The following is a 16,005-nucleotide window of genomic DNA, read 5'->3' on the forward strand; positions in this document are numbered from 1 at the left end:
TTGCCTGTTTTCGCCGTCATCCTGTGTCGGAAGTTTGCCAGCGCGGCGGCTTTCTCTTGGCATTTGCCGTTGGGCGCGCCTGGCATTGCTGCATCACAAAAATGCAGTGGCTGGATCGCCGGGAACCCTTTGTGCTCTAGCCTAGCTAAGTCGCAGGCGCGTGGCAGCGTCCCGATATTCCGCCGCTGTGCGCGCAACCATCTCGTCGACCGAAAGAACCTCCGTCACGCCCGAAACGGCATGTCCCGCACTCCAAATATCCTTCCAGCGTTTCGGGCGGTTCTCGCGCGCGCCGATGTCGATATCCTTGGCGATATCGATCGCGCCCCGCTCGGGAAGATCGTCCGGATCGAGACCGGCGGCCTCGATCGAGGGGCGCAGCATGTTGGTCTGGAGGCCCGTGAATGCCTTGGTCAGCAGGATGTCGTCGGCGCTGCTGGCGACCAGCATCTCCTTGTAGCGCGCGTCCGCCATGCTCTCCCGCGTGGCGATGAATTTGGTGCCCATATAGGCGAGATTGCAGCCGAGCGCCTCGGCCGCGCGCAGGGCGTGACCATCCGCGATGCCGCCCGCCAGCACCAGGGGTCCGTCGAAGAAGGCGCGCACCGCGCGCACGAACACGAAGGGATTGAGCCAGCCGGTCTGACCGCCCGCGCCTGCCGTTAGCAGCACCAGCCCATCGGCACCGGCAGCCGCCGCGCGCTCGGCATGGCGGATGGATGCGACGTCGGCAAACACCAGCGCGCCGGCATCGCGCAACGGCTTCAATACCGGCGCCGGCGAGCCGACGGAGGTGATAACCATTTCCGGCCGATGATGCAGCAGCACCTGCAGATCCTGCTCCAGCCGCGCATTGGAGCGATGCACGATCAGATTGGCGCATACAGGCGCTGCGGGCTTGCCGCTTGCATCCGAGTGCTCCTTCAGCCGGTCATCGATGTCCGTCAGCCATTGATCGAGTTGTTCGGGGCTGCGGCAATTTACGGTCGGAAACGAACCGATCACGCCGTTGCGGCAGGCGGCTACCACCAACTCGACGCCGGAGACGAGAAACATCGGCGCCGCAATCAGCGGCAGGCTGAGGCGGTCGCGAAAGCGCGAGAGCAAGTCGACAGGTGGCAAGGCGTTCTTCCCGGCTTGAGCAGGCTTCTTGTTGTGCTAGCGTTACCCGACATTGGCACGGACGAAGGCCAATTACAAAACAGCGGGAGGAAGAAGATGGGCAATCCGCTCTACGCGTTTCCGGCGGCATGCGAGCAGACGTTGCTGGCGCTGGCGCGCTACCCGGAGCGCACGGCGTTCGCCTGGCCGGGCGGATCGCTCACCTATCGCGGCGCGACCGACATGATCGGGCGCATGCAGAGCGTCTTCATGCAGTTCGGCTTCCAACCCGGCAGCCGCGTCGCGTTTCTCACCGCCAACCGCGCCGACACCTGGTGCGCCGGTGTCGCCGCGCAGCTCTCGCGGTTGGCGATTACCTGGCTGCATCCACTGGGTTCGCTGGACGACCAACTGTTTCAGCTCGAGGATTCCGAGGCGCAGATGCTGGTGGTCGACGCGGTTACCTTCCGCGACCGCGGCGGCGAACTCGCGGCCAAAGCGACCGGTCTGAAGACTGTGCTCACGCTCGGTCCCGCCAGTTACGGCGACGATCTCCTGCAGGCGATTGAAGCCGCCGGCAGCGCCACGGCGCGCAGCTTTGCCGGACCCGACGACATCGCCACGCTCAATTACACCGGCGGCACCACGGGCAAATCCAAGGGCGCGCTCCGCTATCACCGCGAATATGGCGGGTTTGCCAGCGCGATCCTCGCTGACTTTGAAATTCCTGATACCCCGCGCTACCTGACGGTTGCGCCGATCAGCCATGTCGCGGGGACAAAAGTGCTGCCGACGCTGATGCGCGGCGGCACCGTGCATATGCTGAAAGGCTTTGATCCCGAAGCCGTGTTCAAGACCATCGAGCGCGAGAAGATCAATTTCACCCTGTTCGTGCCGACGATGATCTACGTCATGCTGGATCATCCCTCCCTCGACAAGACCGACCTCTCCTCGCTCGAACTCTTGCTGTACGGCGCATCTGCGATGTCGCCGAGCCGGCTGGTCGAGGGCATCGAGCGAATCGGGCCGGTGTTCTCGCAGCTCTACGGCCAGACCGAATGTTATCCGGTATCCGTGCTGCGCAAGGCCGACCACGATCCCAGGACGCCGGAGCTGTTCCTGTCCTGCGGATTCCCGATTGCCGCTTGCCAAGTGAAGATCCTCGACAATGACGACCAGGAAGTCGCAACCGGCGAGGCCGGCGAGATCTGCGTGCGCGGCACGCATGTGATGGCCGAATACTGGAAACGGCCCGACGCGACTGCGGAGACGCTGAAGAACGGCTGGCTGCACACCGGCGACATCGCGCGATCGGACGAACGCGGCTACATGTTCATCCTCGACCGCAAGAAGGACATGATCGTCTCCGGCGGCTTCAACATCTTTCCGCGCGAGGTCGAGGATGTCTTGTCGCAACATGCCGACGTCGCCATGGTCGCCGTGGTCGGCGTGCCCGACGACAAATGGGGCGAGGCCGTCACCGCCGTGATCGTCGCCCGCGAAGGCGCGCGACCGAATCCGGACGAGCTGATCAACCTCGTGAAGGCGAAGAAAGGCTCGGCGCACGCGCCCAAGCATATCAAGTTCGTTAGCGAGTTGCCGATGACCGGCGTCGGCAAGGTCGACAAGAAGGTGCTGAAGGCAGGCTTCTGGACCGGCCGCGAGCGGATGGTGGGGTAGCGATTAATTAGCTCGGTCGGCAGCGCGCCTTTCAGCCGGCCATGCGCTTTTCGGTAGGAGCCTTCTTGTCGAAATTATTGGGCACTTCGATATCGACTTCGAGTGTCGACACCGTCTTGCCGCGCTCCAGCTTAACCATCACCTTGTCGGGATCGAGCACCACGTGCTTCGACACCACCGCGAGGATTTCCTCCCGCAGCGTGGCCAGCAAGTCGGACTGACCGAGTAGCCCGCGCTCATGCGCTAGCAAGATCTGCAGCCGCTCCCGCGCAACGGGGGCGGATGCATTGCGGCCGCTAAACAGCCGCAGCAGATTCATGCTCATGCAGCTCTCCGTCCCAGCAAGCGGTTCATGAAGCCCTTGCGCTCGGCCGGCACGGTCATGGCGACTTCCTCGCCCATCAGGCGGCGTGCGGCATCGATATAGGCGCGGGCCGGCGCGCTCTCGGCATTGTTGAGCGTCACCGGCGTGCCGACGTTCGACGCCTTCAGGACATCCTGGCTCTCGGGAATGATGCCGAGCAGAGGCGTCGCGAGGATTTCCAGGATGTCGTCGATGTTGAGCATCTCGCCGCGCGCCGCACGCGCCGGATCGTAGCGGGTGATCAGCACATGCTTTTCCACCCGCTCGCCGCGCTCCGCCCTCACCGTCTTCGAATCGAGCATGCCGATGATGCGGTCGGAGTCGCGCACCGAGGACACTTCGGGATTGGTGACGATGACGGCTTCGTCGGCGTAGCGCATGGCGAGCGTCGCGCCGCGCTCGATGCCGGCCGGGCTGTCGCACAGAATCCAGTCGAACCGGCTCCTGAGCTCGGCGATAACGCGGCCGACGCCCTCGTCGGTCAGCGCATCCTTGTCGCGGGTCTGTGAGGCCGGCAGCAGCCAGAGATTTTCCAGCCGCTTGTCGCGGATCAGGGCCTGCGGCAGCTTGGCGACACCCTGCACCACGTTGATGAGGTCGAACACCACGCGGCGTTCGGCGCCCATCACCAGATCGAGGTTGCGCAGGCCGACATCGAAATCGACCACCACGACGCTTTGCCCGCCTTGCGCAAGCGCCGCACCGAGCGCGGCCGTCGAGGTGGTTTTTCCAACGCCTCCCTTGCCCGAGGTAACGACCAGGACCTTGGCCATACTTGATCTCCTTAGCCGGTTAATTCAGCGGGGTAATTTTCATGGTGTCGCCCTCCAGCCAGGCTTGCGCCGGGCGGTTGCGGAGCGCGACGTCGATTTCTTCTGCGGTCTGGTAGTAGCCATCGATCGCCAGCAGCTCGGCCTCGATTCTCTGGCAATAGATCCGTGCGGCCGAATTGCCGTTGACGCCAGCCATCGCACGGCCGCGCAGCGTGCCGTAGATGTGAATCGATCCGCCGGCGACGATCTCCGCGCCCGACCCGACCGAGCCCAAAACCGTGACATCGCCTTCCATGAAGACGATGGACTGGCCCGAACGTACCGGGTTCTCCAGCAGCAGCGAGGTCGGCTTCTTCGGCTCGGGCTCCGACTTCTGCGTCGGCTCGTTTCGCGTGATCACGCAGGCACGGCCGCCGGTCAGCAAGGGCGGCATGTTCGCCGCGAGACGATCTTCCTCCACACCCTCGATGCCGAGGACGCGGATGTTGCGCTCGTTGAGACTGCCGACGAGATGGGCGATGGCGGAGCTTGAGAGGTCGACGGCTGAGAGATCGAGCACGATCGGCTTGCCGACGAAGTATCCGGGCGAGCGCGCCAGCGTGGCGTCGATCTCGGCGAGCCATTCCACGATCGGCACGACAGGGCTGAATACGAACGCGACATAGGACCGGCCGCGCAGCCGGACCAGTTGACGCGTGGGATCCGCTCGGACGTCCATGATGTTCGACTCGCCTTTCTTATTGAATGGTTAACAATCGACGAACTTGGTTAACGAGTAATTAATGTGAAAACCCGCGCTACGCGCAGAAAACAGCGCAACGAGCGGCGAATCCGGCGTATTTGTGGCCGATTCATGCTGCTTATCGTGCGGAACGCATGCCAAACCCTTTGAAAACAGAGGTCACGTGAGTTGTAGTTAACGCGAGCTCAACTTACTTTCGTCACGTTTCCGACCTAAATTAGTCCTCGCTCGGCTCCAACAAACTTATGTGTGCTGGCGGATCTCTGCGGTCTGGCAGCTCAATCCGTCGGACAGACGGAACATTTGCCGGCAGGGGACGAGGCAGTGGAAGCCGTGAGCGTTGTGTGGTCGCGAGATTCGATCTCGCAGGCAGGTGTCGCCGGACGCAGGGACGGCGCCTCACACCTTGATTCAAATCTTCCGAGCAAGCTCGACAGCGGACAGAAAGCGGACGTCGACGATCCCGCGCGCCTCTTCCGCGACCTGGAACTCCTGATCGGTACGTCACCTGCCGTTCCGCCGCCGAGCAGTCCGCCGGTCAATCCGCCAAGCGACATGAGGAGTAAGCGTATGAGTAGTGTGAGTGAGCAGGACCACATCAATCCCCGCGATCCCCTGTACTACGCGCCGCGCTCGCTACGTGAGCGGTCGGCTTCCATGCGCGACGCCAGCCCCGCAACGACACCGTTCTCTCCGGCGTCGTTCGACTCCCAGCTCGAGAGCGCCGTATCCGATGCGCTGCGCCATCCCCTCGATCCCGAGATCATGCGCGAACCCCAACTGGAATCGAAGAAGGCGTTATGGAGCGTCGCAGCGCGCTTTGGTGCCGCCATCGGCGCCTCCGCTCTCGTGGCGCTGTTCTTCGTCGTCGTCGTGCCCGGGGTCGCGGCAGAGCGACGGTGAGCCGTCGGCGTCCTCCGGAATCGTGCAGTCGATCAAGGCTGCCCTGTTCCAATCCGGAGAGGCTTCGCCAAAGCCTGCAATCAGCGAATTCCAGGCCGTTCTCGCCTCCACGCCACCGAGCGCCTCGCCTGCGCCCGAGCAGTCGCAGTTGCTCAAGCAATTCATGCAGTGGCGCGAGAAGCCGGATCCGGCGTCGCCGCAACGCGCCAACCCATGATCCAGATGGAAGAATGACAATGCCTGAGAACCGACTCTCAAGGAGTTTGCCATGACCTCGCACCGCATCGCCTTGCTGGTTGGGGCCGTGCTCTTCGGAATCGCAGGCAGCGCCCAGGCTGCCGGCGACATTGCGATCGTGCGCGACCTTGCCGGCCGCGTCGGCCCCGTGATCGGCTCGGCCCAGGCCTGCCGCGACATTGCGCGTCCCCGCATCCAGACCATCGTCGACAAGTTTTCACAGGTGATCCGGGAAGCCTCGTCGAACGAGGCCGAGCGTTCTGATCTCACCCTGACATTCGATCGCAGCGTGGCCGACGGCCGCGCCGCCGTTAGCTCGGGCAAAATCGATTGCATCCGGGCCGATCGTCAACTTGCCGATCTCGAACGCTCGATCTCGGGCCCTAGTCTTTCCAGCGTCATCGGTCCGTCCCCTGCTGCTGCGGCAACGGCCGCGAACGCGGCGACCGCGCCGACGGCCCCAGTCCCGACCGGGCCGCTGCCACGCGGCATCGGCGAAAAGGAAATCCGCTTCGGCATCGCCGCGCCCTTCTCCGGCTCCGCGCGTGAGCTGGGACGCCAGATGAAGCTCGGAATCGAGACCGCCTTCAACCGGATCAACGATGCCGGCGGCGTCGACGGGCGGATGCTCAAACTGCACGCCGCCGACGACGGCTACGAGCCTTCACGCACCGCGGAAGCGATGAAGCAGCTCTATGAAAAGGACCAGGTGTTCGGCATCGTCGGCAATGTCGGCACGCCAACCGCGGCGGTGGCGATCCCCTATGCGCTCGAACGCCGGATGCTGTTCTTCGGAGCCTTCACCGGCGCCAACATCCTGCGCAACGATCCGCCGGATCGCTACGTGTTCAACTACCGCGCCAGCTATGTTCAGGAAACCGACGCAGTCGTCCGCTACCTCGTCAAGATACGCCGGCTGCAACCCCGGCAGATCGCCGTGTTTGCGCAGCAGGATTCGTACGGCGACGCCGGATTTGCCGGGGTCGCCAAGGCGTTTCGCTCCATGGGCGTGAACGACGGCGCCATCCTCCGGCTCAATTATGCGCGAAACACCGTCGACGTCGACGACGCGATCAACCAGTTGAAGCTCACGAAACCGCCGATCAAGGCCGTCGTCATGGTCGCCACCTACCGGGCCGCGGCGCGGTTCATCGAGAAGACGCGCGACCTCTATCCCGGGATGATCTACTCCAACGTCTCGTTCGTCGGCTCCACCGCGCTTGCCGAAGAACTGAAACTCTTGGGACCGCGCTACACCAACGGCGTGATCGTGACGCAGGTGGTGCCGGCGGTGTCGGGCTATTCGTCCGCCGTGCTCGAATACAAGAATGCGCTCGCCAAGTATTTCCCAGGCGAAGCGCCCGACTACGTTTCGTTCGAGGGCTATGTCGCCGCCAACGTGCTGATCGCGGGCATCAAGCGGACCGGCCCGCAGCTCGATACCGAGAAGTTGATCGACACCTTGGAGACGATGCGCAATCTCGACCTCGGTCTCGGGACCCAGCTCAGCTTCGGCCGCTCCGAGCACCAAGCCTCGAACAAGGTGTGGGGCACGGCACTCGACGAGAGCGGGCGTTACCAGCCGATCGATCTCGAATGATTGAAGGGGCCGCAATCTCGGTGATTGTGGTCCCTTTACGTACCGACCCCGCGCAGTCAGCGCTTCTCGATGACAAGGCTCTGGATGGCGCGGCCGAAATAACCGCGCTCGTCGGCGAGCCGCGCCATTGCCAGCCCCGCGCCATCGGGACCGATCCAGGACTCGGCATCGAGCAGGATCCAGTCGCCGACCGGCTCACGCGCAAAATTCACGGTCAGGTCGGCATTGAGAAAGGTCCACGCGCGGAAATCCAGCACGGCCGAGGTGCCGTTGCAGAAATCCGCCGCGGCCATCGCCCGCATTGCCTGCGAAACGGCTGCGCCTTCCACGATCGGCCGGTCGACGCGGTACCAGATCGCACCGGGACCGGGCTCGCCGAAGCGGCCGCGCGCGGCGCGCAGCGACATGCCTGATACGAACGGGCTGGAGGAAAAATCCGCGGGCTCGACGCGCGATCGATCCGGCCCCGGCAGCTCGACCGGCAGGATCTCGGCCTCTAGCGGCAATTCCTGGGCCTGCACCTTGATCTTCAGGACGGTCGCGCCGACCACGACGACGCCGTTAGCCAGTAGCCTGACCGCGCAGAGCTGGATCTTGCGCCCCTCGCGCAAGACTTCGCTCTCGATGGTCAGCGGCGCCACCGGCACGGGACGCATCAGGTCCACGGTCACGCGCGCAACCCGCATCGGGACCGGCGTCGGAATCCGCTCCGCCGCCCACACCACCAGCGCCGCCGGCGGCGAACCGTGCTGCATGCTCGGGTCCCATGGGCCTGCCGCAAGGGGGCTGGTGACGACGTCGTTGCCGTGAACGCGAAAAATGCCGTCCATTGAATGAGAAGTCCTGTCGATCAAGGGACGAGCTTCTTGCCTGCTTCGGCAGAGCGAGTCGAGCCCGCGGCAGGCAGAGCACCGCGCGCCATTCGCGGGAGACGGCGAGCAAGGCGGCGCATCAAATGAACGCCATGCCGCCATTGAGGACGATGGTCTGCCCGGTCATGTAGCTGTTGCCGAGCACCATCGCGACGGCTTGCGCGACTTCCTCGGCCTGGCCCATGCGGCCGAGCGGGATGTTGCGCGCCAGATCCGTCCGGCTGCCCATCATGTCGGTCTCGATCAGCGACGGCGCCACCGCGTTGACAGTGATGCCTTCCTTGACGAGGCGCGCCGCGTAACCGCGCGTCAGTCCTTCCATGCCGGCCTTGGAGGCATTGTAGTGCACGCCGATCGCGCCGGCGCCGCGCGCCGCGCCCGACGAGATGTTGACGATGCGGCCCCATTTGCGCGCCCGCATCGCCGGCAGCACGGCCTGCGTGCACAGGAACGCCGATTTCAGGTTTACGGTAATGGTCCGGTCGAAATCGTCCTCGGTGAGATCGTCGACGCCACGCACGATAGCTAAGCCGGCATTGTTGACGAGAATGTCGATCGGGCCGAGTGCGGCGGCGACCTGTTCGACCAGGCCGGCAACGGATGCGGCCTGCGAGACGTCGGCGGCGACCGCGATGGCGCGGCCGCCGGCAGCCTTGATGTCAGCGACAACCGCGTCGGCGTCGGCGGCGCGCTCGCGGTAATTGACCGCAACCGCGGCGCCAGCTTCCGCAAGCATCCGCGCAATCGCCGCGCCAATGCCGCGGGACGCACCCGTTACCAGCGCAACATGGGCGCTCAGATCCTGTCCGGCCATCACCGATCCTCCGTCGCATCCATCACGGGGCGCGCTCCGCAAGACGCCTTACAATGCGGGGTCGACCGCCTCGTCATATTCCTTCTTGAACCGCGCGATCAACTCGGCGGCCGGCACCACCTTGCCGATGCCGCCAATACCTTGGCCGCTGCCCCAGATCTCCTTCCATGCCTTCGGCTTGGCGCGCTCGCCGGAGGCGTCGGTGCCAAAACTCATCTTCGAGGGATCGGAGGTCGGCAGGTCGTCGGGATTGAGCCCGGCCTTGACGATCGACGGCTTGAGGTAATTGCCGTGCACGCCGGTGAACAGGTTCGAATAGACGATGTCTTCCGCCGACGACGACGTGATCATCTCCTTGTAGGCTTCGACCGCGTTGGCTTCCTGGGTCGCGATGAAGGCGGAGCCGATATAGGCGAAGTCGGCACCGAGGATGCGCGCCGCACGGATGGCGCGGCCGTTGGCGATCGCGCCCGACAGCGCGATCGGTCCGTCGAACCAGGCGCGCGTTTCCTCGACGAAGGCGAGCGGCGAGATCGTGCCGGCATGGCCGCCGGCGCCGGCCGCCACCAGGATCAGGCCGTCGGCGCCCTTCTCGATCGCCTTGTGCGCGAATTTCTGGTTGATCACGTCGTGGAAGACGATGCCGCCCCAATTGTGCGCCGCCTGGTTGAGATCCTCGCGCGCGCCGAGCGAGGTGATCAGCATCGGCACCTTGTACTTCTCGCAGGCCGCAAGATCGTGATCGAGCCGGTTGTTGGATTTGTGAACGATCTGGTTCACCGCAAACGGCGCCGACGGCCGCTCCGGATGCGCCTTGTCGTAGGCTGCGAGCTCTTCGGTGATCCGCGCCAGCCATTCGTCGAGCAGCGAAGCCGGCCGCGCATTCAGCGCCGGAAACGATCCGACCACGCCGGCCTTGCACTGGGCGATCACGAGATCGGGCACGGAAATGATGAACAGCGGCGACCCGATCACGGGTATCGACAGGCGGCCCTTGAACAGCGCGGGCATGGACATTCGAAGCGATCCTCTGGTTATTCAGGCAAGCGATTTGGCTCTAGAGATGCCAGGCATCATACCAACCAACAAGGCAATCTTTCCAGTGTCAAGTATTGCGTTTTGGCGCTGCGAGATGACGGAACGACCTCTACTGGCAGAGCGCCCTCGTCACGTAATTTTCCGTCTTGCAGTCGCCAGACTGCCGCTTGTAGCCGGGCAGGAACACTTTCGGCGAGCATTTTTCGGCCGCGTCAGTATCGAGGCTCTTGCCTTCCTTGTAGCCCTTGCTCTGGCACAGCCGGTCGGCGCCGGCCTTGCAGTCCGGCGCACCGTTGGCCGCCACCAGACACGCCGCACGCCCACTCACCATGACTGATGGCCTGGCGATGTTCGACAGGCTGTCGCCGGCACCCTTGGCGCCGGCGTTGAGATCGTCGATGGTCTCGCTTGGGCTCTTCAGCGGCGGCAGCAGCGATTTGGATTTCTCGAACAGCTTTCCGATTTCGTTGATCAGGCCGGGATTTTCCTGGCGCGGCGCTTGCTGCGGCTCACTCTGCTGCCGCTCAGGCTGAGCCGGCACCGGCTGCTGGGCCGGCGACTGCAGGCCGAGCGAGGGCTGCGGCGCGCCTTGCGACCAGCCGGCATCGGGAGCGATCGCAAGCACGGATGCAACGAGCCCAACGGTCGCGCGTTGCATCCCGAATAGCTTGATCAAACGGCCGATTCGATCGGGCATGGGACGAAACGTAGCTTGAAGCCGGGATGCCGGCAAAGCCTAGACCAGCTTGAACGCGGCGTAAAAGCCGAACACCAGGACGATGGCACCGATGGCCACCCAGGTGCCGAGGCGCTTTTCCAGCTCGGCCCGGATCGCGTCGCCATAGCGGTTGAGCAGGACCGCGACCACGAAGAACCGTCCGCCGCGCGCCACGATCGAGCACAGGATGAACAGCCAGATGTTGTAGCCGGCAAACCCCGAGGTGATCGTGACGAGCTTGTAGGGGATCGGCGTCAGCCCCTTCAGCAGGATGATCACCGCGCCCCATTCGGCATAGGAGGCGCGGAAGGTTTCGACCTTGTCGCTGAGACCGTAGACCGTGATCAGCCAGTGCCCGACCGAGTCATAGAGCAACGCACCGATGGCGTAACCGACCACGCCGCCGGCAACGGATGCGATGGTACAGACGGTCGCAAACCACCACGCCTTCTTCGGCTGCGCCAGCGACATCGGCAGCAGCATGATGTCGGGCGGGATCGGGAAGAACGAGCTTTCCGCGAAAGACACCGCCGCCATGATCCAAAGCGCATAGGGCTTGTCGGCGGCGTTGATACACCAATCGTAGGTCCGTTTGAGCATGGGCGCATGAACCATCATGGAGCGGATTTGTCCATGCCGGAAAACGACGGATTTTGAGGGGATTTACTACCGCTTGCGTACAGAACGGCCTTCCAGCGCGACAATTCGCCGCCGGACTGCGGGGCCTGCCGCTGCCTTGGGCAGCGGCTTGGTTGGCGCCGTTTTCGGCGACTTGACGGGCTTTGGCAGCTTTTCGGCAATGCCCAGCAGGTCCTCGCGCCGCTCCATTTCGCGCCAGACGTCCTCCGGCTTCACGCCGGCCGATGCCCACAGCACGGTCAGGTTATAGAGCAGGTCGGCACTCTCGCGGACCACCGCGTCGGCCTTGCCGCTGACGGCATCGATCACGACTTCGATGGCTTCCTCGGCGAGCTTCTTGGCCATCTTGGAGGGGCCGCGCTGAAACAGCCGGGCCGTGCGCGACGTTGCCGGATCGAGATCCCTGGCCGCGAGGACAGCCTGATAAAGCCGTTCGAGCGAATCACTCATTCTTCGAGCCTAATGCAAAGCCATGGCCGGCGTGTTAACGGCCACCTCTGCAACCATAAAAAAATCCACCGGCCGGGGTGGCCGGTGGATTCATATTGAACGGATGACATTTTAGCGGTCGCGTTTACCAGCCGCCATAGTAGGGGCCGCCGCCGTAATAGTAGGCGCGAGGCCGGTAATAATACGGGCTACCGTAATAGACCGGGCCGCCACCATAATAGCCATAGCCGCGATCATAGTAGTAATCGCGGCGGTTCTGGGTGGCCGCAATCGCAAGTCCCGTACCGACGATGCCGGCAAAGGCCGCCGCTGCCGCCGCGCCACCGCCACCGCGATAGTACCTGCGGCGGGCGCTGATATCGGTCGCGTCGCTGGTCCCGGTCGAGGCCGTCACGCCCTTGCTCGACGGTGCGGAGCCCGCGAATGCCGTGGTCGTCGGCGCGACTGCCGTCAGTGCAACGGCCACAACCGTTGCCACCGCGCCGGCGCGGCCGATCGATGAAAACACACCCTTTTGCGCAAACATCTCGACATCCTCCGTGGGAGCTGGCCTGACAGGCCTTCGATAGCTAACCACCGAACGGATACTAGGTTCCCGAATCCGAACGGCGGCTGAACGATCCCTGGCAAAATCGTGGCAGTCATCGACCATTCAGGTTAGATGCTGCACAATAGCTCGCCTAAAGGCCAAGTCTGCCGTTGGCGATGTCACGAAACCGACATCACCGGCGCGGCAACTTGTCCCACCTCTTGCTGATGTCATCTCGATGCGTGCGATCAGGACCAACGCCATCCGCTCTCGCCTGGGCGTTCTCTTGGCTTTCCTTGCCGGGCTGTGCGCCATTGCGGGCTTCTCAGCGAATAGCGCCCTCGCCGCCGACGAACCTCGGCCTCCGCTCGCAATCCAGTTTTCGCTGGATCGTCCGATCGATGCCGCGGCAGCGCCGTTCGTGATGGCGGCTGCCGGCGGCCTGTTCAGCGCTGAGGCGCTTGCGGTCACGATCAACATCGCCAGCGGATCGCCGGACGCGATTGCGCGCGTCGCGGCCGGCACCAGCGATTTTGCCGTCGTCGACGTCAACGCATTGATGCGGTTTCGCGACAAGGACAAGCAAGGTGGCCCGCGGATCAAGGCCGTGTTCGTGCTGTTCAACAAGGCGCCCTATGCCATCATCGCCCGCAAGAGCCGCGGCATCCGCGCGCTGACCGACATTGAGGGCAAGACTCTCGGCGTCGCCGAAGGCGACCTGTCGGGCCGGCTGTGGCCGGCGGTAGCGCACCAGAACAGCATCAAGATCAAGAGCGTGAAGCAGAGCAGCATCAGTGCCGCGGTGCGCGAGCCGATGCTGTCGGCGGGCCAGATCGATGCGGTGACCGGCTTCTCCTATCTGTCGGCGATCAATCTCAGGGATCGCGGCGTGCCTGCCGACGATCTGGCGGTGCTGAAATTCGCCGACTATGGCTGTGAAGCCTACGGTTTCGCCATTATCGCCAATCCGGCGCTGGCGGCCGCCAAGCCCGAGGCGGTGAAAGGATTCGTGCGGGCCGTCATCGGCGGGTTGCATCTCACGGTCAAGGACCCCGAACGCGCCGCGACCGAGGTCGCAAATCGCATGGACGGCGGCTCGAAGGACCTCGAACTCGAGCGGCTGCAAAGCATCCTGCGCGACTACGTCCTGACCAGCGAAGTGAAACGCAACGGCATCGGCGCTATCGATCCGGCCCGCTTCGAACGCTCGATAGATCAGGTCGCGGACGACTTCAAGTTTCAGAAACGGCCGCAGGCCTCCGACATTTTCGACGACCAGTTCCTGCCCCCGCTCAACAGCCGGCTGATTAATTGAGTGGCGGCTTCTTCTTCCGCCAGTGCCCGCGGCTTACCCCTCTCCCCAGCCCTCCCCCGCAAGGGGGAGGGAGCCTGATCAGCGTGCTCACCTCACTTCGCGTTGCTGTGCTGAAGTTGCAAACACGTAAGGGAAGCACCGGCGGATGGGTTCCCTCCCCCCTTGCGGGGGAGGGTTAGGGAGAGGGGTGCCGCTTGCTCAACTGCCTGCCGAAGTCGCCTACCTCACTCCTGACGAATGCGCCTGCCTCACTAGTCGTCCCGAGCGATCCCTGTTTACAATGGGCGATTGAATCGCCTTGCGAGTCCTCATCTGATGTCCATGCTGCGCCTTTACACCCGTGTCCTTGAGCTGCTTGGCAAGGAGGCGCGGCTGGGCTGGATTCTCGCCGTCGCCAATCTCCTGCTGGCCGGGGCGCAATTCGCCGAGCCGGTGCTGTTCGGCAAGATCGTCGACGTGCTCTCGGGCAAGCCGCAGAGCGGGCCGCTGGCCTCGAACTCGGCCTGGCCGCTGCTGGCCGCCTGGGTTGTATTCGGCCTGTTCACCATCGCGTGCAGCGCGCTCGTCGCGCTCCACGCCGACAAGCTGGCACACCGCCAGCGCCAGGTGGTGCTGACGGATTATTTCGAGCACATCATGCAGTTGCCGCTCACCTTCCACACCGGCACCCATTCCGGGCGGCTGATGAAGGTGATGCTGAACGGCACCGACGCGCTGTGGCGGCTCTGGCTTGCCTTCTTCCGCGAGCATTTTGCGGCGATTCTCTCGCTGGTCGTGCTGCTGCCGCTCGCGCTTTACATCAACTGGCGGCTGGCGATCCTGTTGTTCGTCCTGTGCGTGGTGTTCACGGCGCTGACCACGTTTGTCGTCCGCAAGACCTACGGCATGCAGAGCGACGTCGAGGCGCAGTACAGCGATCTCTCGGCGCGCGCGTCTGATGCACTTGGCAACGTCGCGCTGGTGCAGAGCTTCGTACGGATCGATGCCGAAGTTCAGGGCCTGCGTTTCGTCGCCGACAAGCTGCTCGCCGCGCAGATGCCGGTGCTCGGCTGGTGGGCGCTGGTCACCGTCATCACCCGCGCTTCCACCACCATCACCGTGCTCGCGATCTTTACCGTCGGCATCTACCTGCACGCGCAGGGGCAGACGACGGTCGGCGAGATCGTGATGTTCGTGAGCTTCGCGACCATGCTGATCCAGAAGCTGGAACAGGTGGTGAGCTTTATCAACAGCGTGTTCATGGAGGCCCCAAGGCTGCAGGAATTCTTCGACGTGCTGGACGCTGTACCCGCGGTGCGCGACCGGCCCGGAGCGGTCGATACCGGCCGGCTTTCCGGGCTCGTCGAATTCCACGACGTATCGTTTTCCTATGACGGCAAACGGCCCGCGGTCGAAGACGTTTCGTTTACCGCTCTGCCCGGGCAGACCATCGCCCTGGTCGGCCCGACCGGCGCCGGCAAGTCGACGGCGATTGCGCTGTTGCACCGCGCCTTCGATCCGCAGTCCGGCATCATCAAGATCGACGGCATGGACATTCGCGCGTTGAGGCTGACGGCGCTGCGGCGGAACATCGGCGTGGTGTTCCAGGAGGCGCTGCTGTTCAACCGCTCGATCGCGGACAATCTGCGCGTCGGCAAGCCGGACGCGACCGATGAGGAAATGCGCGTCGCCGCAAGCCGCGCCCAGGCGCTGGAATTCATCGAGCGCAGCGAGAAGAAATTCGAGACCCATGCCGGCGAGCGCGGCCGGATGCTATCCGGCGGCGAGCGGCAGCGTTTGTCGATCGCCCGTGCGCTGCTGAAAGACCCGCCGATCCTGATCCTCGACGAGGCGACCAGCGCGCTCGACGCCGTCACCGAGGCCAAGGTCAACGCGGCGCTCGACGAGGTGATGAAGGGCCGCACCACCTTTGTGATCGCGCACCGGCTTTCGACCATTCGCAACGCGACCCGCATTCTGATGTTCGACAACGGGCGGGTGATCGAAAGTGGAACTTTCGATGAACTGGTGGCCATGGGCGGTCGCTTCGCGGAACTCGCCAAGGCCCAGTTCATGGTGCAGGCGAATGCCCGGGCCGGTATCGAGGTTAAATAGGCCGGCAAGCATCTGTTACGGTTCAACTATCGCCGAAATTGCGCCAACTTCGTCCACGATTAAATCGCCGGGCCTCTGTTCTGAATCGCCAAGCCGGTATAGGTTTGCGACCTGCCGCAATGCGACGGCGCCGGAC

General features: G+C 64.0%; 17 protein-coding genes. 6 read left to right on the top strand and 11 right to left on the bottom strand.

Annotated elements, in window-relative coordinates; all coding sequences use genetic code 11:
• Nucleotides 1-141: 141 nt before the first annotated feature.
• Nucleotides 142-1,122: an NAD(P)H-dependent flavin oxidoreductase gene (locus V1278_RS34910; protein WP_334383825.1), complete on the bottom strand. Its 981-nt coding sequence runs from the start codon at nucleotides 1,120-1,122 to the stop codon at nucleotides 142-144.
• 96 nt (nucleotides 1,123-1,218) lie between these two features.
• Between V1278_RS34910 and V1278_RS34915 the strand changes: the two genes are divergently transcribed.
• The gene (locus V1278_RS34915) at nucleotides 1,219-2,781 is read left to right on the top strand and encodes an AMP-binding protein (protein ID WP_334383826.1); all 1,563 of its coding nucleotides are present in this window, start codon (nucleotides 1,219-1,221) and stop codon (nucleotides 2,779-2,781) included.
• Between the two features lie 31 nt (nucleotides 2,782-2,812).
• Here V1278_RS34915 and minE read toward each other — a convergent pair whose 3' ends face one another.
• From minE to minC, 3 genes are read right to left on the bottom strand one after another with little or no spacing between them, the layout of a single operon-like run.
• Nucleotides 2,813-3,106, bottom strand: a complete 294-nt coding sequence (minE, locus tag V1278_RS34920) for a cell division topological specificity factor MinE (RefSeq protein ID WP_156433752.1) — start codon at nucleotides 3,104-3,106, stop codon at nucleotides 2,813-2,815.
• Entirely contained in the window at nucleotides 3,103-3,918 is an 816-nt protein-coding gene (minD, locus tag V1278_RS34925) for a septum site-determining protein MinD (protein WP_171711705.1), read from the bottom strand. Before minD ends, minE begins: the two co-directional genes overlap by 4 nt.
• A gap of 19 nt (nucleotides 3,919-3,937) precedes the next feature.
• Nucleotides 3,938-4,636 carry a septum site-determining protein MinC gene (gene minC / locus V1278_RS34930; RefSeq protein ID WP_334366451.1) on the bottom strand — a complete coding sequence of 233 codons (699 nt, stop codon included), beginning with the start codon at nucleotides 4,634-4,636 and terminating at the stop codon, nucleotides 3,938-3,940.
• 594 nt (nucleotides 4,637-5,230) lie between these two features.
• On the opposite strand from minC, the gene V1278_RS34935 reads away from it, so the two are divergent.
• From V1278_RS34935 to V1278_RS34945, 3 genes are read left to right on the top strand one after another with little or no spacing between them, the layout of a single operon-like run.
• On the top strand, nucleotides 5,231-5,563 hold the full coding sequence (locus V1278_RS34935) for a hypothetical protein (RefSeq protein ID WP_334383827.1): 333 nt from the start codon (nucleotides 5,231-5,233) through the stop codon (nucleotides 5,561-5,563).
• A 22-nt stretch (nucleotides 5,564-5,585) separates the two neighbouring features.
• Nucleotides 5,586-5,780 (top strand): hypothetical protein, encoded by a 195-nt coding sequence (locus tag V1278_RS34940; protein ID WP_334383828.1) that lies wholly within the window; start codon nucleotides 5,586-5,588, stop codon nucleotides 5,778-5,780.
• A 51-nt stretch (nucleotides 5,781-5,831) separates the two neighbouring features.
• Complete coding sequence (locus V1278_RS34945; protein WP_334383829.1) at nucleotides 5,832-7,400, top strand: ABC transporter substrate-binding protein; 1,569 nt, start codon at nucleotides 5,832-5,834, stop codon at nucleotides 7,398-7,400.
• Nucleotides 7,401-7,456: 56 nt separating this feature from the next.
• On the opposite strand, the gene V1278_RS34950 is transcribed toward V1278_RS34945, so the two are convergent.
• From V1278_RS34950 to V1278_RS34980, 7 genes are all read right to left on the bottom strand, one after another.
• Nucleotides 7,457-8,230: a thioesterase family protein gene (locus V1278_RS34950; RefSeq protein WP_334383830.1), complete on the bottom strand. Its 774-nt coding sequence runs from the start codon at nucleotides 8,228-8,230 to the stop codon at nucleotides 7,457-7,459.
• Between the two features lie 121 nt (nucleotides 8,231-8,351).
• Nucleotides 8,352-9,086, bottom strand: coding sequence for an SDR family NAD(P)-dependent oxidoreductase (locus V1278_RS34955; RefSeq protein ID WP_334383831.1), 735 nt, complete (start codon nucleotides 9,084-9,086; stop codon nucleotides 8,352-8,354).
• A 48-nt stretch (nucleotides 9,087-9,134) separates the two neighbouring features.
• Nucleotides 9,135-10,103 carry an NAD(P)H-dependent flavin oxidoreductase gene (locus V1278_RS34960; RefSeq protein WP_247508814.1) on the bottom strand — a complete coding sequence of 323 codons (969 nt, stop codon included), beginning with the start codon at nucleotides 10,101-10,103 and terminating at the stop codon, nucleotides 9,135-9,137.
• A 130-nt stretch (nucleotides 10,104-10,233) separates the two neighbouring features.
• On the bottom strand, nucleotides 10,234-10,782 hold the full coding sequence (locus V1278_RS34965; RefSeq protein ID WP_334383832.1) for a hypothetical protein: 549 nt from the start codon (nucleotides 10,780-10,782) through the stop codon (nucleotides 10,234-10,236).
• A 78-nt stretch (nucleotides 10,783-10,860) separates the two neighbouring features.
• On the bottom strand, nucleotides 10,861-11,442 hold the full coding sequence (locus V1278_RS34970) for a YqaA family protein (RefSeq protein WP_334366445.1): 582 nt from the start codon (nucleotides 11,440-11,442) through the stop codon (nucleotides 10,861-10,863).
• A 66-nt stretch (nucleotides 11,443-11,508) separates the two neighbouring features.
• On the bottom strand, nucleotides 11,509-11,931 hold the full coding sequence (gene hisE, locus V1278_RS34975; RefSeq protein ID WP_334366444.1) for a phosphoribosyl-ATP diphosphatase: 423 nt from the start codon (nucleotides 11,929-11,931) through the stop codon (nucleotides 11,509-11,511).
• Between the two features lie 124 nt (nucleotides 11,932-12,055).
• Nucleotides 12,056-12,457, bottom strand: coding sequence for a hypothetical protein (locus V1278_RS34980; protein WP_334383833.1), 402 nt, complete (start codon nucleotides 12,455-12,457; stop codon nucleotides 12,056-12,058).
• A gap of 241 nt (nucleotides 12,458-12,698) precedes the next feature.
• On the opposite strand from V1278_RS34980, the gene V1278_RS34985 reads away from it, so the two are divergent.
• Nucleotides 12,699-13,775 carry an ABC transporter substrate-binding protein gene (locus tag V1278_RS34985; RefSeq protein WP_334366442.1) on the top strand — a complete coding sequence of 359 codons (1,077 nt, stop codon included), beginning with the start codon at nucleotides 12,699-12,701 and terminating at the stop codon, nucleotides 13,773-13,775.
• A gap of 315 nt (nucleotides 13,776-14,090) precedes the next feature.
• Nucleotides 14,091-15,869 carry a glucan ABC transporter ATP-binding protein/ permease gene (locus V1278_RS34990; RefSeq protein ID WP_334383834.1) on the top strand — a complete coding sequence of 593 codons (1,779 nt, stop codon included), beginning with the start codon at nucleotides 14,091-14,093 and terminating at the stop codon, nucleotides 15,867-15,869.
• The last annotated feature ends 136 nt before the right edge of the window (nucleotides 15,870-16,005 follow it).

It is taken from the genome of Bradyrhizobium sp. AZCC 1577, from assembly GCF_036924575.1.
In the GTDB taxonomy this organism is placed as follows: domain Bacteria; phylum Pseudomonadota; class Alphaproteobacteria; order Rhizobiales; family Xanthobacteraceae; genus Bradyrhizobium.

Coding starts and splice junctions, on each gene's coding strand:
- V1278_RS34980 (WP_334383833.1), bottom strand. CDS start 12,457: ATGTTTGCGCAAAAGGGTGTGTTTTCATCGATCGGCCGCGCCGGCGCG.
- minD (WP_171711705.1), bottom strand. CDS start 3,918: ATGGCCAAGGTCCTGGTCGTTACCTCGGGCAAGGGAGGCGTTGGAAAA.
- V1278_RS34990 (WP_334383834.1), top strand. CDS start 14,091: ATGTCCATGCTGCGCCTTTACACCCGTGTCCTTGAGCTGCTTGGCAAG.
- V1278_RS34935 (WP_334383827.1), top strand. CDS start 5,231: ATGAGTAGTGTGAGTGAGCAGGACCACATCAATCCCCGCGATCCCCTG.
- V1278_RS34960 (WP_247508814.1), bottom strand. CDS start 10,103: ATGTCCATGCCCGCGCTGTTCAAGGGCCGCCTGTCGATACCCGTGATC.
- V1278_RS34915 (WP_334383826.1), top strand. CDS start 1,219: ATGGGCAATCCGCTCTACGCGTTTCCGGCGGCATGCGAGCAGACGTTG.
- hisE (WP_334366444.1), bottom strand. CDS start 11,931: ATGAGTGATTCGCTCGAACGGCTTTATCAGGCTGTCCTCGCGGCCAGG.
- V1278_RS34970 (WP_334366445.1), bottom strand. CDS start 11,442: ATGCTCAAACGGACCTACGATTGGTGTATCAACGCCGCCGACAAGCCC.
- V1278_RS34945 (WP_334383829.1), top strand. CDS start 5,832: ATGACCTCGCACCGCATCGCCTTGCTGGTTGGGGCCGTGCTCTTCGGA.
- V1278_RS34985 (WP_334366442.1), top strand. CDS start 12,699: ATGCGTGCGATCAGGACCAACGCCATCCGCTCTCGCCTGGGCGTTCTC.
- V1278_RS34950 (WP_334383830.1), bottom strand. CDS start 8,230: ATGGACGGCATTTTTCGCGTTCACGGCAACGACGTCGTCACCAGCCCC.
- minC (WP_334366451.1), bottom strand. CDS start 4,636: ATGGACGTCCGAGCGGATCCCACGCGTCAACTGGTCCGGCTGCGCGGC.
- minE (WP_156433752.1), bottom strand. CDS start 3,106: ATGAGCATGAATCTGCTGCGGCTGTTTAGCGGCCGCAATGCATCCGCC.
- V1278_RS34955 (WP_334383831.1), bottom strand. CDS start 9,086: ATGGCCGGACAGGATCTGAGCGCCCATGTTGCGCTGGTAACGGGTGCG.
- V1278_RS34965 (WP_334383832.1), bottom strand. CDS start 10,782: ATGCAACGCGCGACCGTTGGGCTCGTTGCATCCGTGCTTGCGATCGCT.